Origin of the sequence: Synechococcus sp. CCAP 1479/9, from assembly GCF_019038535.1 — a bacterium.
In the GTDB taxonomy this organism is placed as follows: domain Bacteria; phylum Cyanobacteriota; class Cyanobacteriia; order PCC-6307; family Cyanobiaceae; genus Cyanobium.
Genome location: NZ_JAFKRK010000021.1, coordinates 202,059 through 217,212 on the forward strand (window position 1 = coordinate 202,059; position 15,154 = coordinate 217,212).

Here is a 15,154-nt window from a genome sequence, read left to right on the forward strand (position 1 = left end):
CCAGGGGTTCCGTTGGGTCTGAATGTCGCCCAGCGGATGGTGGATGGGCTTCTGCCATCGATCCCAGGCTGCACGAGGAAGGAGGACGTGAAGACGCTGATGCAAGCTGCCTTAAGCTAGTTGGGGAGGCGGGAATCAGCCAACCCCGCTGAAACTCTGTAACCGAATGCCACGGAGCTCGCCATGAACTTCGCCATCGGTGTGTCCAATCCAGCCCCGATCATTGTGCGCAGGGTGGCCGTGACTTGAGATTCGATTCCTCTGCTTGCGAACAGTGCAGGACCGTCGTGGCTGAGGATGTTGATCCTCGTACAGTCCTGGAGTTCGGCACCCCGCCCATGCGATCTCCTTTGGCGGCCCTGTGCGCTTTGGCTGCCGCCGGAGCCGCCCTGGCTCTCCCGGCCATCCCGGCAGCCCACGCCCAGGCCGCCTGGCAGAGCTGCAGCTTCAACGGCCGCTCCGAAGCCTGCCTGGTCGCGGGTGGCTCCACCTCGTTCACGGTCACCTTCCGCTCCGACGGCAAGCAGATCGAGATGGAGAAGGTGGGCGAACCCTGGACCTGCGGCCAGCGCGATCAGGAGGAATGCGGCAAGTTGCTGATCACCGAGCCCAGCAATGGCCGCACCACCCTGGCCGCCTATCGGCAGACCTCCTCGTCCCTCCTGGTGCGCAGTGAGCGGGGGAACACCTACACGATTCCCTTCTGAATTAGCCTGTCCACGCTGTGCAATGGCTGCTCCAGTGACCGCTTCGGAATCCCCCAGGCCCCCCTTTCCCCCCTTCGATGCCGAATCCGCGGCGAAGAAAGTGCGCCTGGCCGAGGATGCCTGGAACGGCCGTGATCCGGAACGGGTGGCGCTGGCCTACAGCCCGGACAGCGTCTGGCGCAACCGGGCTGAGTTCGTCAGCGGCCGTGAGGCCATCCAGCAGTTTCTGACCCGTAAATGGGCCAAGGAACTCGACTACCGCCTGATCAAGGAACTCTGGGCCTTCCATGGCAACCGCATCGCCGTGCGTTTCGCCTACGAATGGCACGACGATTCCGGCCAGTGGTTCCGTGCCTACGGCAACGAAAACTGGGAGTTCGATGCCCAGGGCTTCATGCACACCCGCATCGCCAGCATCAACGACCTGCCGATCAAGGAGAGCGAGCGGAAATACCACTGGCCCCTGGGTCGCCGCCCCGACGATCACCCGGGCCTGTCCGATCTGGGCCTCTGAGCCTCCCCGGTGCCTCGCCTTCAGCAGGGCTCCAGGCGCCAGCCGCCCTTCCCGTCGAGCCGCAGCACCCGGTCGTGGAAGGCCGTCAGGCTGGGCCGGTGCCCCACGCTGATCACGGCCATCCGGGCCTGGCGTAGGAGCCCGTAGAGGTGCTCTTCGGTGGCCAGATCCAGGGCGCTGGTGGCTTCATCGAGCATCACGAAGGCCGGCCGCCGCAGCAGCAACCTGGCGAAGCCCAGTCGCTGCTGCTCGCCGCCGGAGAGCACCTGCTCCCAGTCGGTTTCGACCTCCAGATCCGGGTAGCGGCCCAGCAGCGGCTCCAGGCGCGCCTGGATCAGGGCCCGCCGCAGCCCCTCCTCCCCCACGGCTCCCGCCCCGGGCGGCAGGGGGTAGAGCAGCTGGTCGCGCAGGCTGCCGAGGGCCAGGTAGGGCTTCTGGGGCAGCACCATCCATTCGGTCTCTGACGGGGCCGCCATCCGTCCGCCGGCGGGGGGCACCAGGCCGCAGAGCACCCGCAGCAGCGATGTCTTGCCGCAGCCGCTCGGCCCGCTGATCAGCAGCCGCTCGCCGGCGCCCAGCTCCAGATCCAGCTCCCGCACCAGCAGCCCGTCGCCGCCCGGGTTGGCCACGCTGAGCCGCTGCAGCCGCAGGGCCGGGCCCACGGGGGTGGCCGGGGTGCCGGCGGGCCGGGCGCCGGTGGCGTCGCGCAGTTCGCCGATGCGGTGCAGGCTGGCGAACAGGCCCGAGAAGTCGTCGGCCCGATCCACCAGGAACGACAGCGCCGCCTGCACCTGGCCGAAGGCGATGCTGCCCACCGTCAGCTGGCCCAGGGACACCCGGCCGCTGAAGTAGGCCCCGGAGAGCACCAGGTAGGGCACGAACTGCATCAGAAAGCCATAGAGCCCACTGCCCTGGCCCACGAAGGCTCGCCAGCGGATCACCCGCTCCAGGTTCACCAGCACCCGGCCGAAGCGGCGCCCCAGGCCGGTGCGTTCCCAGGGCTCCCCCCGCAGGAAGGCGATGCTCTCGGCATGGCGGCGCAGGTGCATGAGGGCGAAGCGGAAATCGGCCTCCAGCGCCTGCTGGCGGAAGGTGAGCGAGGCGAGCCGCCGGACCAGCCGCAGGATCACCGCGTTGCCCGCCACGGTGGCGATCACCAGGGTGAGCACCAGGGTGCTGCTGATGCCGAACAGCACCAGCACGTAGGCCGCCAGCGCCAGCAGCGAAGCGCAGAACCCGAAAAACAGGCTGGTGGAACTCACCACCGCCCGCTCTACGTCGTCGGCGATGCGCTGGTCCGGGTTGTCGATCGCGCCGCTGGCCTCCAGCCGCAGGTAGGCGTGGTTCGCCAGGTAGGCCTCCGACAGCACGTTGGTGGTGCGATCCCGCCAGGCGAGGGAGAAGCGCTGCTGCCCGTAGGTGTTGAGGAACTGCACCGGCAGGGTGACCAGGTAGATCCCGATCAGGCCGGCGGCCGTGCCCCAGAAGCGGGGGGCACTGCGCACGTTGAGGGCCTCCATCACGGCGCCGTTGCCCTCGGTGAACGCCACGTCCACCGCCGTGGCCAGCACCAGCAGGGCCAGCAGCAGCGTCAGGGCCAGCCAGCGGCGGCGCAGCCCCGCCGCCAGCCCCCGCACCAGCGCCAGCCAGGCCACCAACGCCACCCCGGCCACCGCCAGGGCCAGCGTGCCCTGGTGCTGGGTGTCGTAGCGGTCCAGGGCCTCGCGCAGGTAGGGGAAGGCCTGATCCAGCCGGGCCGGACCTAGCAGCGCGGCGAGCAGCTGGCAGGCGCTGCCGGTCAGCAGCACCGCCGCCCCCAGGGCCAGGGCCGCCGAGGCCGCCAGCAGGGCGGCGCCCCGCAGCAGTGGCCGGCGACCACTGGCACCCTCCGGACCTCCCTCCGGGGAGGGAGGCAGCAGCACGTCGGCGGCGAGGGAGCGGAAGGCGCCCGGCAGGTGGGCGAAGCCCGCGTTCAGGGAGGGGGCCATCAGGGCCCCAGGTGCCGGTGGAACACCGAGCTCACCAGGTCGAAGGTCCCCATGTTGCCGGCGTTGGCGCGGCCTCGCCGGAGGGGGCATCGTTGGGCTCCGATCAGAGCGTTGTGGCGCGCGATGGAGGAGAAACTCGTCTTCGTGAGTGTGGGTGCCACCGCCACGGCGGAGCAGGAATCCTTCGTGCGATCGATCGAGGATCGCCTGCGCAGTGAATCCCTGATCCCCAAAACCGTCGGCCGCAACACCTTCAGCGCCGATGCACCGCTGAAGGCCATCACCGAGCTGATGGAGAAGTGTTCCGGCATCGTCGTGATTGCCCTGGAGCGCTCCTACTTCCCCTCCGGTCTCGATAAGCGCGGCGGTCCGCGTCAGGTGACTCTGGCGGAAACAAGGCTGCCGACACCGTGGAATCACATCGAAGCGGCGATGGCCTACACCAAGCACCTGCCCCTGCTGGTCATCGTCGAAGACGGACTGAAGGCGGAGGGATTGCTGGAGCCGGGTTACGACTGGTACGTGCAGACCCTCCCCCTGGCCGAGACGGCGCTGGGCTCCAACGAATTCAATGGCGTGCTCGCCGACTGGAAGGAGAAGGTGCTGGCCTCGGAGCCGCCGCCACCGCTGCGGGGGCTGAACCCGGCGGAACTCTCCATGCTCGAGCTGGTCGGTGCCCTGCGGCCGGTCCAGCTGTGGAGCGTGGCCATCGCCCTGGCCGGTCTGCTGGCGGGGGCCTTCAGCCTCGGGGCCCGTCTGGTTCCCCCCATGAAGGACACGACCCCACCCGCCCAGGGTGTTCTGCCGTCAACGCCTCAGGCCGGGGACACCTCCGGGCGCGGTTGAATGTCCGTGCCGAAGCTTTCCTCCTGATACACCAGGCCGCAGTTCCGCTTGATCCAGTGGGGATTTGTGCCCCGTTCCTCCACAAGCGAGGGGATGCGATTGCCGTTCCAGGCATACCAGCGCAGCGGGAAGCCCGAGACATGGGTGCGCCCGGCCATGGCGTCGTGAATCATGCAATCCGGGATGTAGAAACCGACGCTCTGGGTGGTCAGGAACTTCAGTAACTCCTGGCAGCCCTTCCGGGTGATACTGAAGGCGTGCATGCAATAGAGCGGCCCCTGCACCACATCGCCCAGCCGACGGGAGGGCCAGGGCCAGGCGCTCTGGCTCAGTCGTGTGAGTGTTCGGGAGCGATTCAACCGCCGGGCTGGATGCAGGCGGGGCAGGGCGTCGTACTGAATCTGGGAGCCCAGAAACAGAAGATCGAGGTGGCGGGGCGTTCTGCTCAGGAACGCCGGTGCCAGCTGGTGCCACGACCGGGAGAAGCGGATGTCGTCCTCGAAGATGCAGGCCCGTGGATACCCCTGGTCGATGATGTGCTGGAGCAGCGTCAGATGCGAAACGGCGCAGCCCTGGGCGCCAGACTGGCTGAGAAATTGCTCGCGATTCGCCAGTTGATCGATGCCGAAACGTTTCAGCTCCTGCCTGACGTTTCCCGTCGCACCATCAAAGGCCGACCAGCGATGAGTGTCCGTGAATCCTGCCCATTCCAGTTGCCTGCGGCTGTGCTCCCACCGTTCCGGCCGGCGATCAAGATTGACCACAAAGGCAGGTCCGTTGAGTAAGTCCTGCCAGGAGAGTTTGGCCATGCATCAACGCGGCGTGGAAGCAGGCCCTCCATGGGGCGTGCGGGCATGCCTCATGGAGAATAATGTTATCATCGCCATCCGGATCTGATTGGCATGGGATGAACGCCCCCGTACGCCGCACTGACGTACACGACGGCGACGTCGGCCAGGCCGGCCCGGCCGGCTCCCCGGTGCTCCCCCTGGTCACGGTCGTCGTGGTGTTCCGCGAGCGGCACAGCTTTGCCTCCCGGGCGTTGCGTTCAATCCTGGAGCACCGGGATTACCCGTTCGCCCTGCACTACCACGACAGCCAGTCCCCACCCTCGGTGCGTCGGGAGCTCGAAGCGGCCCAGGGCCGTGGCGAGCTGACGCTGTTCACGGCGGGTGCCGGCACCCCCAACCAGCAGCGCAACCAGGCGCTGCTGGCGGTCGAGACGAAGTATGTCTGTTTCATCGACAATGATGTGCTCGTCACCAAGGGCTGGATCGAGACCCTGGTGGCCACGGCGGAGCGCACCGGAGCGGGCATCGTCTTCCCCCTTTACCTGATGGGTGAGTTGTCGGAGGACCGCATCCACATGGCCGGCGGCAAGAACCATCTTTCGGAGCGCAACGGCGAGATCGAGTACAACGAAGAGCATCTGTTTGCCAATGCGCCCGCCTCTCGAGTCGCGGCCTCCCTGCAGGGGGGTGACTCCGATTTCGGCGAGTTTCATTGCATGCTGCTCAGCATGAAGATGCTGCAGGAGGTCGGCCCCCTCGATGAGGCCTACCTCCAGGCGAACGAGCACATCGACATCGCCATGGTGGCCAGACAGGCGAACTACCGGGTCGTCTTCGAGCCGAAGTCCGTGGTCAGCTATGTGTACGCCAACGCCCAATCCCCCTACTGGCTCTGCGACATCGAGCCCTTCCGCCGTCGCTGGAGCCATGAGCAGGCCGCCCGGGACGTGGCCTATATGTCCAGCAAATGGAAGCTGCGCTCCCTCCAGAGCATGACCTCCTTCCTCAACCGCCAGATCGGCAGCATGGAGCTGGTGCACCCCCGCACCCAGGTGCCTGCGGTGGCGGCGGCCGAGGCCGTGGACAACCACGCCTATCCCTATGTCCACTCGTTCCCTCTGCTGGTGCGGCAATGCCTGGCGCAGGGCCAGTCCCGCAAGGAGATCGCTGAGCTGAACCGAGCGTTTGATGTCGCAGCCGAGCTGCACGGCGGTTCCTTCCGGGGCTCGAAAAAGACTTTCCAGGAGCATGTCGTCCGGGTGGCCAGCGTCCTGGTGGTGCACGGCGCCCCCTTCGATCTCGTCAAGGCCTCCCTGCTGCATGCCGCCTACATGCCCAACACCAGCTCCGGCCGGCATCTGGCCCCCACCGAGCGGAACCGGGCCCTGCTGCGCGAACTGGTGGGCCGCAAGGTGGAGGCGATCGTCCACACCTATGCGGCCGCCAGTGCCGCAGGCCCCGCCCATCGCCAGGGTCCCCCGCCGGTGATCGAGGAGATGCCGATCGTCAGCGCCCAGGCCTTCGTCGTGCGGATCGCCAACGACATCGAGGATCTGCTCGACCACGCCGCGCTGCTGGAGCGCAAGTCGCTCAAGCACTTCGCCCGGGTTCATGCCTCCTACGGGCCCGTCGCCGAGGCCTGCGGCTACCGGGCCATGGTGGCGGAGTTCGCCGAACGCATCCGCCTGGCGGAGGCCGCCCTCGCGCCCGGCTCGCAGGATCCGGCGGCGGAGGCCTGGCTGGTCGAGCTGCTGCGCCAGCGCTCCCCCTCCCCCCTGCTGGAATCCCATTCGCTGGCCACCCGGTCCCGCCGGCTGGCGGCCCGGGTCGTGCGGAAGCTCCCCAGACGGGGCATTCCGCTGCCACTGAAGATCGCGGCCAAAAAGGCCCTCAGTCCCTTCGGGCTGGTCTGACCCGGACCTTTCGGATCTGGCGGGATCAGGCTGAATCGCGCCGGATCAGGCGGCCCCCGCCCCCTGACGTTCGAGCACGCCCACGCAGCGTCCGCACAGGGTGGGATGGTCCGGGTGCTGGCCGATGTCGCTCTCGTGGTGCCAGCAGCGCTCGCACTTGTGGCCCGCCGCCCGCGCGATCCGCACCCGCACCCCCTCCTCCTCGGTTTCCGCCAGAAGGGGTTCCGTCGGCGCAGGCCCGCCGACCCGCAGGGCCGACACCAGCAGCCATTCGGCCAGGTTGTCGACCTCCCGATGGGGGCTGGCCTCCACCAGGGCCAGGGCCTCCCGCAGGGGGCCCGCCTCAGGCCCAGCCTCCACCAGCTCCAGCTGCACCTGGGCCTCGAGGGAGGCGCCCAGTTCCCCCCGGCCCCGGCAGCCCTCCAGCACCCGGTTCACCTGGGCGCGCAGCTCCAGGATCCGCTGCATCGGCGCCGCCAGCTCCGACGCCGCCCAGCTCTCCGGCACCGTGGGCCAGCCCCGCTCGAACACCGAGGCCTCGGCCACCGGGTAGGGCAGGTTCTGCCAGATGTCCTCGGCCATGTGGCAGAGCACTGGGGCGATCAGCCCCGCCAGCCGCTCCACCACCAGGTGCAGCACGGTCTGGCAGCTGCGGCGCCGGAAATCGCTGGCCGCACTCACATAGAGGCGATCCTTGGCGATGTCCAGATAGACGTTGGACAGGTCCACCACGCAGAAGTTCTGCAGGGCCTGGAAGAAGCGGTAGAACTCGAAGCGCTCGAAATCGGCGCTCACCTCCTCGATCAGGCTGGCGGTGCGCTGCAGCATCCAGCGATCCAGCAGGGGGAGATCCTTGATCGGCACGGCATGCTCCGCCGGCACGAAATCGTGCAGGTTGCCCAGCAGATAGCGGGCCGTGTTGCGCACCTTTCGGTACACGTCCGCCAGCTGCTTGAGGATGCCCGGACCCAGGGGGACGTCGGCGGAGTAATCCACCGAGCTCACCCACAGCCGCAGCACGTCGGCGCCGTAGGGCGGCTCCTGCTTCTCGTTCTTGCCGCCCTCCACCAGAACGATGGGGTCGACGACGTTGCCGAGGGACTTGCTCATCTTGCGGCCCTTCTCATCGAGGGTGAAGCCGTGGGTGAGCACCCGGCGGTAGGGGGCCGTCCCGTTCACCGCCACCGAGGTCAGCAGGCTGCTCTGGAACCAGCCGCGGTGCTGGTCGGAGCCCTCCAGATAAAGATCGGCGGGACGGCCGAGCCCGCGGCCCTCCAGCACGGCGGCCCAGGAGGAGCCCGAGTCGAACCAGACATCCATCGTGTCGGTGCCCTTGCGCCACTGGTCGGCCTGGCCGGCCCAGGCGGGCGGCAGCAGACCCGCCTCGTCCCGCTCCCACCAGACATCGGCGCCGTGCTCGGCGATCAGCGCCTCGGCGTGGGCCAGGGTGTCGGCGTTGAGCAGCACCTCGCCCGTCTCGCGGTGATAGAAGACCGGGATCGGCACCCCCCAGGAGCGCTGGCGGGAGATGCACCAGTCGCCCCGGTCCCGCACCATCGCTTCGATGCGGTTGCGGCCGCTGGCGGGCAGCCACTCCACCGCCGCGATCGCCTCCAGGGCCTGGGCCCGGAAGCCGTCGACGGAGGCGAACCACTGTTCGGTGGCCCGGAAGATGGTCGGTTTCTTGGTGCGCCAGTCGTAGGGATAGCGGTGCTCGTAGCGCTGCTCGGCCAGCAGCAGCCCGGCGTCCCGCAGGGCGGTGATGATGGCCGGGTTGGCGTCCTTGAGCACGTTGAGCCCGGCGAAGGGGCCCGCCTCGGCGGTGAGGGTGCCGGCCTCGTCCACCGGGCAGAGCACCGGCAGGCCGTACTTGTTGCCGGTATGGAAGTCGTCGACCCCGTGGCCCGGGGCCGTGTGCACCAGGCCGGTGCCGGTTTCGGTGGTGATGTAGTCGCCGCCGATCACCACCGGGCTGGTGCGATCCAGCAACGGATGGCGGTACTGGATCCCCTCCAGCTGGGCCCCCTTGAGGGTCAGCAGCGGTTCGAGCGGGCGATTCAGGCTGGTGCGCAGCTGCTCCACCAGCTGGGCGGCCACCACCAGATAGCGGGGGGTGCCGCCGTTGGTGGTGCCGTCGCGGCAGATGGCGTAGTCGAGCTGGCCATTCACCGACACCGCCAGGTTGGCCGGCAGGGTCCAGGGGGTGGTGGTCCAGATGGCCACGAACAGCTGCTCCCGGTGGGCCGCATCGGTGGGCCCGGCGATGCCGGCAGCCGCCAGCAGCCCGGCCACCGGTTCCGGCAGCTCCACCACCGGGAAGGCCACGTAGACGCTGGGGGAGGTGTGGCCGTCGGGGTACTCCAGCTCGGCCTCCGCCAGGGCGGTGCGGGAGCTGGGGCTCCAGTGCACCGGCTTGAGGCCCCGGTAGATGTGGCCGGCCAGCACCATCTTTCCGAAGACGCCGATCTGGGCCGCCTCGTAGGACTTCTGCAGGGTCAGGTAGGGCTCGTCCCAGTCGGCCCAGATGCCCCAGCGCCGGAAGCCGCTTCTCTGGGCCTCCACCTGCTCGAGGGCATAGGCGTGGGCCCGGCGCCGCAGGTCGATGGGGGTGAGCTGTCGCCGCTCCTCGCTGCCCAGGCCCTGCAGCACCTTCAGCTCGATCGGCAGGCCGTGGCAGTCCCAGCCCGGCACGAAGCGGGCCCGCCGCCCCTGCAGCAGGGCGTGCTTGTTGATGATGTCCTTGAGGATCTTGTTGAGGGCATGGCCCACGTGCAGGGCGCCGTTGGCGTAGGGCGGGCCGTCGTGGAGGGTGAAGGGGGCGCCCGGGTTGCCGCGGCTCAGCCGTCCGTAGAGATCGTGCTCCTTCCAGAAGGCCTGCAGTTCCGGTTCCCGCACCCGGGCGTTGGCCCGCATCGCGAAGGGCGTCTGCAGCAGGTTGAGCGTGTCCTTGTAGGACGCCGGGCTTGCCGTCACGTCGCCGGGGCGCGAGAAGGCTGGATTATCCCGCCTCGCCGAGACCCTCCTCCGGGTGTGGCGTCACCGGCTCGGACGGGGCTTCCGGCAAGGCCTGCTCCAGCAGGGCGTCGATCGCCTCGAAGCCGTCCACCACGAGCGGGCCGCCGTCGGGCTGAGGCTCCGTGTCCGGTGCAGGCTCCAGCTCGGCGGCTTCGGCCACCACCGCCGCCGCGGCCGCCGCCGCCGCCGTGGCGGGATCTCCAGCTGGGGGCACCTCCGGGTTGTCCGCTTCGGGCCGCACCCACTTCTTGGTGCTGGCGGGGCGGGTGGCGCGCCGTTCCGCCAGCCAGGACCCCAGGCCGCTGGCCATGCCGCCGGCCAGCTGCAGCAGCCGCGCCAGGGAGGCACCGAGCTGGCTGAGGCTGGTCTGCCAGCGCTCCAACGACCACAGCCGCTGGCGCTCCTCGTCCGTGAGCAGGCGCCAGCGGGCCTGGCCCACCTCCACCCCGAGCCGGCCGATCAGCAGGCCGCCGCAGAGCACCGCCAGCATCGGCGCGCCCGTGAGCCGCTCGGCGCTGGTCACAAGCACCAGGCCCAGCAGCAGCACCACCGCCCCCCAGACCGAATCCCTCGCCCGGCTCAGTTCGGAGGCCAGCAGGGGCAGCAGCAGCAGCAGCAGCCCCAGCAGCAGGGCCAGGAGGCCTCCGAGGGTGGCAAGCATGGCCTGGGCAACGTCTGGGCCCATTCTGGTCGCTCACGACCGGGGGGCCGATCCGGCCGGATGGCGCCGGCCGACCTGACTAGAGTCCAGCAGGCGCCCACCTGGCGGAATTGGTAGACGCGCTGGATTTAGGTTCCAGTGGCTCAGGTCGTGGGGGTTCAAGTCCCCCGGTGGGCATCTCCCCCGTGCGCCCCGGGACCAGGCTGTGCCCCGGGACCAGGCTGTGCCCCGGGACCAGGCTGTGCCCCGGGACCAGGGTGTGCCCCGGGACCCAGAACAGGCCCGAGGTGGCCCCTGGCCGGCACACCTACGCTGCCCACCATCAGGAACCGAAGCATGAAGAGCCCTCTCCGCCAGCTCACGGCGCTGCTCCTGGGCGCGGGGTCACTGATGGCGGGGGCCCCTGCCCAGGCGCTGGAGCAGATCCAGCTCAGCCTGCCGTTGCTCGAGACGCCGTTCACGATCCGGCTCAGCGAGCTGCGCGACCAGCGCAGCCTCCTCTCCGGCGACAGTGACCTCGCCGAGCTTGACCGGGCCATGGATGGGGCGATCGGCCGCAAGCTGGTGCAGGCCTTCCAGGCCCCCCTCCCCCTGCCGGTGAAGGCCATTGCCGAGCAGTCGGTGGGCTCACCCCTGGTCAACCAGGTGCTGCTGCTGCTCTCGTCGGTGGTGCTGGTGGAGGGGGTTCGCCAGCCGATGGACACCACGCAGCTGGCGGCCACCCTGGCCACCAGCCAGGCGAAGGGCAGCCTCAACCTGCTGGAGGTGCTCGAAGCCATGCCCGGCAAGAGCGCGTCCGTCGACTTGCAGCGGGTGATCTTCGGCATCGATCGGATCACCAACCAGCAACGCCTGGGCCAGTCCCTGGTGACGTCCCAGTCCCCTGCCGTCATCAACCCGGCCCTCAGCCAGACGGGGCCACGGGCGGTGAAGCGCCAGGAGTTGGCGATCCCCGTCAAGCACCGCCCCAAGCCCCTGCAGGTGGTCACGATCCAGCCGGAAACCGGAGCCAACGGCCGCCTGGTGCTGATCTCCCATGGGCTCTGGGACGACCCGGAGAGCTTCGAGGGCTGGGGCCGGCACCTGGCCAGCCATGGCTACACGGTGCTGCTCCCCCGCCACCCGGGCAGCGACAAATCGCAGCAGCAGGCCATGCTCTCCGGCGAGACGCCGCCCCCCAAGCCGGAGGACCTGAAGCTGCGGCCCATGGACATGAGCGCGGTGATCGATGCGGCCGCGGCGGGCAGCCTGGCGTTGCCCGCCGGCCTGCGCACCGACAGCGTCGTGGCGATGGGCCAGTCCTATGGCGCCACCACGGTGTTGCAGCTGGCCGGGGCCCGACCCAGTGCGGGCCTGCTCAACCGCTTCTGCAAGGACGTCACCAATCCGGCCCGCAACATCAGCTGGGTGCTGCAGTGCAGTTTCCTCACCTCCGCTGACCAGGCCGGCCTGGCCGACCCCCGGGTGAAGGCTGTGGTGGCGGTCAGCCCGCCGATGTCGCTGCTCTTCGACCAGGGCTCGGCCCGGGCCATGGGCGCCCGGGTGCTGCTGGTGAGCGGCAGCCGCGACTGGGTGGTGCCCTCGGGCCCTGAGGCGCTCACGCCCATGGCGCTGGAGGCGCGCAACGCCGGCGGCGGCCACCGGCTGGTGCTGGCCAGGGACGGCGATCACTTCAACCTGCGCTCCTCCTATGAGCAGGGGGGCGGTGCCCTGCGGGGGCTGCTGCTGGCCTGGACCGACGGCGCCTTTGCCGCCGGAGCCGCCGCGGCCCCCGGGCCGAGCGCCCCGTCGTTGCTGCCCCCCGATGGCTGGGGCGACACGGAGTTCCCCCTGGTGGATGTCACCGCCAACCTGCCCACCCTGCCGATCGGCTTCGCCCTGCCGATCGGACCCAACCAGCCGTGACGGCTCCGGCCCGGCCCCCGTCGCGCCGCCGGTGCGGGTTCCGTAATCTGGGTCCTCCCTTGGGGATCCGGACCTGGCCCAGGCCATGACAGACACGCTGGCACCCACGTCCGCCCCCGTGGCTTCCACCACGCCCGTGCCTCGGCTCAGCGTCCCCCGGGAGTACCTGGATCCCCCCGCCGCCTGGAACCCCACGGTGGGCTTGTTCCTGGCGGGCTACGGCCTGGCGGGCCTGACGATCTGGGGCTGGTTCGTGGGCGGCTGGCCCCTGCCGCCCCTGCTGGCCCTGGGCTTCCTGGCCCTGCACCTGGAGGGCACCGTCATCCATGACGCCTGCCACAACGCCGCCCATCCCAACCGCATCTGGAATGCGGTGATGGGCCATGGCGCCGCCCTGCTGCTGGGCTTCAGCTTCCCGGTGTTCACCCGGGTGCATCTGCAGCACCACGCCCACGTCAACGATCCCAAGCTCGATCCCGACCACATCGTCAGCACCTTCGGGCCCCTGTGGCTGATCGCGCCGCGGTTCTTCTATCACGAAGTTTTCTTCTTCCGCCATCGCCTCTGGCGCCATAACGAGCTGTTCGAGTGGGTCCTGGCCCGCACCATCTTCGTGCTGATCGTGGTGGCGGCCGCCCAGCACAACTTCCTGCCATTCGTCTTCAACTGCTGGTTCGCCCCGGCCCTGATGGTGGGGGTCACCCTCGGTCTGTTCTTCGACTACCTGCCCCACCGGCCCTTCCAGTCCCGCAACCGCTGGCACAACGCCCGCGTCTATCCCAGCAGGCTGATGAACTGGCTGATCATGGGCCAGAACTATCACCTGATTCACCATCTCTGGCCGTCGATCCCCTGGTTCGAATACCAGCCGGCGTATCACGCCACCAAGCCGATTCTCGATGCCAAAGGTTCACCGCAGCGGCTTGGATTGTTCGAAACCCGTACCGACAGCCTCAACTTCCTCTACGACATCTTCCTGGGGGTGCGCTCCCACAAGAAGCGTCGCAGCCGGCTTCGGCCGATCGTCAGGCTGATGCCCACCCGCCATGCCCGCCGGCGGGTGCTTGAGCTGTTGCACCGCACCGCCGTCTCGCCGGTGCGCTAGTCGCCCAGGATCTTGGGCACGCGGAAGAAATCCCCCTCCCGCTGGGGCGCCAGGGAGAGCAGCTCCTCCCGCACCGGGGTGGGGTCCACCGCGTCGGGCCGGGTCACGTTGACCACCTCCACCGCCCGGGTGGTGGGGGGTACGCCTTCGGTGTCCACCTGCTCGAGGTGGGCGACGTAGTCGAGGATCCGCTCCAGCTGAACGGTGTAGGTGGCGATCCGCTCCTCGGGCAGGGCCAGGCGGGCCAGCTGGGCCACCTTGCGCACATCCTCGGCCGTGATCCGCTCCATCGTCGCGCTCGTCGTCGTCGTCCGAACCTAGCCGCGGCCGTCGCCGCCTCAGCTGGCTTCCCCTTCCGGCCCCAGGAAATCGGCCAGGTCGTCGGCCAGGGCCGCCGCCGCCAGCTCCAGGAAGCGGGCGCCATGGTCGGCCGTGGCCAGGAAGGGGTCGGAGCCCATGCGACCGTCGGGATGGCGGCGGCGGAAGTCCTCGGGGCCGTGGATCGGCCCGGCGGGGGCCGCCTCCGGCAGGGGCCGCTGCTTGGCGTTGAGGCTGGGCTCCAGATGCAGGGTGAGGGCGATCTCGCTGGGGGTGGCGTGGTGCCCCTCCCGGTCGCCATAGCGATCGCGGGCCTCGCGCATCACCGGGCCGGCGGTGAACCAGTTGGCCAGACGGCAGCGCAGCCGCTCGGCCCCCGGCAGCCCCCGGGCCGCGGCCGTGCCATAGGCCTGGGCGAAGGCGGCCCGGGCCGTGGCGATGTTGCCGCCGTGGCCGTTGATCACGTAGATGCGCTCGAAGCCGTGACGCGCCAGCGAGAGCACCACGTCATGGAGCACGGCCAGCAGGGTGGAGGGCTGCAGGCTGATGGTGCCGGCGAAGCCCAGATGGTGCTCGGCCATGCCGAAGGCCTGGGCGGGTGTCACCAGCACCCCGGTGCGGCGACCCACCTCCAGGGCCACGGCCTCGGCGGTGAGGGCGTCGGTGCCGATGGCGCCGGTGGGCCCGTGCTGCTCGGTGGACCCCAGCGGCACGATCACCCCCCGGCAGCGGGTCAGGTAGTCCTCCACCTCGGGCCAGCTGCGCAGCTGCAGCCGGATCGCCTCGGTGCTGGCGACGGGGCCAGGAACCGTGCTGGGGGCTGGGGCGGTGCTGGGCATCGATCGGGTCATGGTGAACATGGCGGCAGGCGCCGTGCTGCCTAGGATCGACCCTATCCGCGGCGTCACGATGCTGCATCGCAAGCTCGACCGATTTCGCCTGGAGCAGCGACCGGTCTGGGTCTACCTGCTGGACCAGCAGCGCTGGATCGAGAGGGCCCTGGTGGTGGAGATCGAGGGCGATCTGGTCACCCTCCGCTTCGACGAGGAAGACGGCGACGAGCGCCACAGCTGGGAGGAGAGTGTCCGGCTGGCCTCGATCGGAGCCGTCAGCACCCGGCTGGCCTCGGTGAGCCTCTCCGCCGATGCCGACGACCTGCCCACCACCGGCGACTGCCCCGAGGCGGAGCGGCTGGGGAGTTCCTGATCCCTGGCTTGATGGCTGGCGGCCGGTTTGCGTGCCTCAGTGGGCGGTGCCGTTGCCGTCGTAGTCGTCGGTGTCGTAGTAGCCGCCCTTGGTGCCGAAGAACAGGGTGGTCAGCACGAACAGGCCGCTGACGGCCAGAAGGACGGTGCCGAGGTTGAAGCTGGCGGTTTCCATGGAGGGGTGTG

At 69.5% G+C, this 15,154-nt stretch carries 14 protein-coding genes and 1 tRNA gene; 8 read left to right on the forward strand and 7 right to left on the reverse strand.

Features of this window, described 5'->3' with window-relative positions:
- The first annotated feature begins 338 nt into the window (after positions 1-338).
- Together KUG38_RS08550 and KUG38_RS08555 are read left to right on the forward strand one after the other, a co-directional pair.
- Positions 339-707, forward strand: coding sequence for a hypothetical protein (locus tag KUG38_RS08550; protein ID WP_216920642.1), 369 nt, complete (start codon positions 339-341; stop codon positions 705-707).
- A gap of 22 nt (positions 708-729) precedes the next feature.
- Positions 730-1,221 carry a nuclear transport factor 2 family protein gene (locus KUG38_RS08555; protein WP_216920644.1) on the forward strand — a complete coding sequence of 164 codons (492 nt, stop codon included), beginning with the start codon at positions 730-732 and terminating at the stop codon, positions 1,219-1,221.
- Between the two features lie 20 nt (positions 1,222-1,241).
- Here the strand turns inward: KUG38_RS08555 and KUG38_RS08560 are convergent, their stop codons facing one another.
- Positions 1,242-3,209: an ABC transporter ATP-binding protein/permease gene (locus KUG38_RS08560; protein ID WP_216920646.1), complete on the reverse strand. Its 1,968-nt coding sequence runs from the start codon at positions 3,207-3,209 to the stop codon at positions 1,242-1,244.
- Positions 3,210-3,332: 123 nt separating this feature from the next.
- On the opposite strand from KUG38_RS08560, the gene KUG38_RS08565 reads away from it, so the two are divergent.
- On the forward strand, positions 3,333-4,055 hold the full coding sequence (locus tag KUG38_RS08565; protein WP_216920648.1) for a hypothetical protein: 723 nt from the start codon (positions 3,333-3,335) through the stop codon (positions 4,053-4,055).
- On the opposite strand, the gene KUG38_RS08570 is transcribed toward KUG38_RS08565, so the two are convergent.
- The gene (locus KUG38_RS08570; RefSeq protein ID WP_216920650.1) at positions 4,025-4,864 is read right to left on the reverse strand and encodes a glycosyltransferase family 25 protein; all 840 of its coding nucleotides are present in this window, start codon (positions 4,862-4,864) and stop codon (positions 4,025-4,027) included. The genes KUG38_RS08565 and KUG38_RS08570 overlap by 31 nt on opposite strands.
- A gap of 98 nt (positions 4,865-4,962) precedes the next feature.
- On the opposite strand from KUG38_RS08570, the gene KUG38_RS08575 reads away from it, so the two are divergent.
- A complete protein-coding gene (locus KUG38_RS08575) occupies positions 4,963-6,759 on the forward strand; it encodes a glycosyltransferase family 2 protein (protein ID WP_216920652.1) in 1,797 nt (598 codons plus the stop codon).
- Positions 6,760-6,804: 45 nt separating this feature from the next.
- On the opposite strand, the gene ileS is transcribed toward KUG38_RS08575, so the two are convergent.
- Entirely contained in the window at positions 6,805-9,732 is a 2,928-nt protein-coding gene (gene ileS / locus KUG38_RS08580) for an isoleucine--tRNA ligase (RefSeq protein WP_216920655.1), read from the reverse strand.
- A gap of 25 nt (positions 9,733-9,757) precedes the next feature.
- Complete coding sequence (locus KUG38_RS08585; RefSeq protein ID WP_216920657.1) at positions 9,758-10,435, reverse strand: Ycf66 family protein; 678 nt, start codon at positions 10,433-10,435, stop codon at positions 9,758-9,760.
- Between the two features lie 95 nt (positions 10,436-10,530).
- On the opposite strand from KUG38_RS08585, the gene KUG38_RS08590 reads away from it, so the two are divergent.
- From KUG38_RS08590 to crtR, 3 genes are all read left to right on the forward strand, one after another.
- Positions 10,531-10,612: transfer RNA gene (locus KUG38_RS08590), tRNA-Leu, on the forward strand.
- A gap of 159 nt (positions 10,613-10,771) precedes the next feature.
- Positions 10,772-12,340, forward strand: coding sequence for an alpha/beta hydrolase family protein (locus tag KUG38_RS08595; protein WP_216920659.1), 1,569 nt, complete (start codon positions 10,772-10,774; stop codon positions 12,338-12,340).
- An 85-nt stretch (positions 12,341-12,425) separates the two neighbouring features.
- The gene (gene crtR, locus KUG38_RS08600) at positions 12,426-13,445 is read left to right on the forward strand and encodes a beta-carotene hydroxylase (protein WP_216920662.1); all 1,020 of its coding nucleotides are present in this window, start codon (positions 12,426-12,428) and stop codon (positions 13,443-13,445) included.
- Here the strand turns inward: crtR and gatC are convergent.
- A complete protein-coding gene (gene gatC / locus KUG38_RS08605; RefSeq protein ID WP_094585826.1) occupies positions 13,442-13,735 on the reverse strand; it encodes an Asp-tRNA(Asn)/Glu-tRNA(Gln) amidotransferase subunit GatC in 294 nt (97 codons plus the stop codon). The genes crtR and gatC overlap by 4 nt on opposite strands.
- 48 nt (positions 13,736-13,783) lie before the next feature.
- Positions 13,784-14,602 (reverse strand): creatininase family protein, encoded by an 819-nt coding sequence (locus KUG38_RS08610; protein ID WP_216920664.1) that lies wholly within the window; start codon positions 14,600-14,602, stop codon positions 13,784-13,786.
- Between the two features lie 70 nt (positions 14,603-14,672).
- Here KUG38_RS08610 and KUG38_RS08615 point away from each other — a divergent pair, with 70 nt between their 5' ends.
- The gene (locus KUG38_RS08615; RefSeq protein WP_190611435.1) at positions 14,673-14,969 is read left to right on the forward strand and encodes a DUF6679 family protein; all 297 of its coding nucleotides are present in this window, start codon (positions 14,673-14,675) and stop codon (positions 14,967-14,969) included.
- Between the two features lie 36 nt (positions 14,970-15,005).
- Here the strand turns inward: KUG38_RS08615 and KUG38_RS08620 are convergent, their stop codons facing one another.
- The gene (locus tag KUG38_RS08620) at positions 15,006-15,143 is read right to left on the reverse strand and encodes a DUF8629 family protein (protein WP_015109478.1); all 138 of its coding nucleotides are present in this window, start codon (positions 15,141-15,143) and stop codon (positions 15,006-15,008) included.
- Positions 15,144-15,154 lie beyond the last annotated feature (11 nt).

Bases quoted from the DNA above. Each gene is read 5' to 3' on its own strand.
- KUG38_RS08550 (WP_216920642.1), top strand. From the start codon at position 339: ATGCGATCTCCTTTGGCGGCCCTGTGCGCTTTGGCTGCCGCCGGAGCC.
- KUG38_RS08555 (WP_216920644.1), top strand. From the start codon at position 730: ATGGCTGCTCCAGTGACCGCTTCGGAATCCCCCAGGCCCCCCTTTCCC.
- KUG38_RS08560 (WP_216920646.1), bottom strand. From the start codon at position 3,209: ATGGCCCCCTCCCTGAACGCGGGCTTCGCCCACCTGCCGGGCGCCTTC.
- KUG38_RS08565 (WP_216920648.1), top strand. From the start codon at position 3,333: ATGGAGGAGAAACTCGTCTTCGTGAGTGTGGGTGCCACCGCCACGGCG.
- KUG38_RS08570 (WP_216920650.1), bottom strand. From the start codon at position 4,864: ATGGCCAAACTCTCCTGGCAGGACTTACTCAACGGACCTGCCTTTGTG.
- KUG38_RS08575 (WP_216920652.1), top strand. From the start codon at position 4,963: ATGAACGCCCCCGTACGCCGCACTGACGTACACGACGGCGACGTCGGC.
- KUG38_RS08585 (WP_216920657.1), bottom strand. From the start codon at position 10,435: ATGCTTGCCACCCTCGGAGGCCTCCTGGCCCTGCTGCTGGGGCTGCTG.
- KUG38_RS08595 (WP_216920659.1), top strand. From the start codon at position 10,772: ATGAAGAGCCCTCTCCGCCAGCTCACGGCGCTGCTCCTGGGCGCGGGG.
- crtR (WP_216920662.1), top strand. From the start codon at position 12,426: ATGACAGACACGCTGGCACCCACGTCCGCCCCCGTGGCTTCCACCACG.
- gatC (WP_094585826.1), bottom strand. From the start codon at position 13,735: ATGGAGCGGATCACGGCCGAGGATGTGCGCAAGGTGGCCCAGCTGGCC.
- KUG38_RS08610 (WP_216920664.1), bottom strand. From the start codon at position 14,602: ATGCCCAGCACCGCCCCAGCCCCCAGCACGGTTCCTGGCCCCGTCGCC.
- KUG38_RS08615 (WP_190611435.1), top strand. From the start codon at position 14,673: ATGCTGCATCGCAAGCTCGACCGATTTCGCCTGGAGCAGCGACCGGTC.
- KUG38_RS08620 (WP_015109478.1), bottom strand. From the start codon at position 15,143: ATGGAAACCGCCAGCTTCAACCTCGGCACCGTCCTTCTGGCCGTCAGC.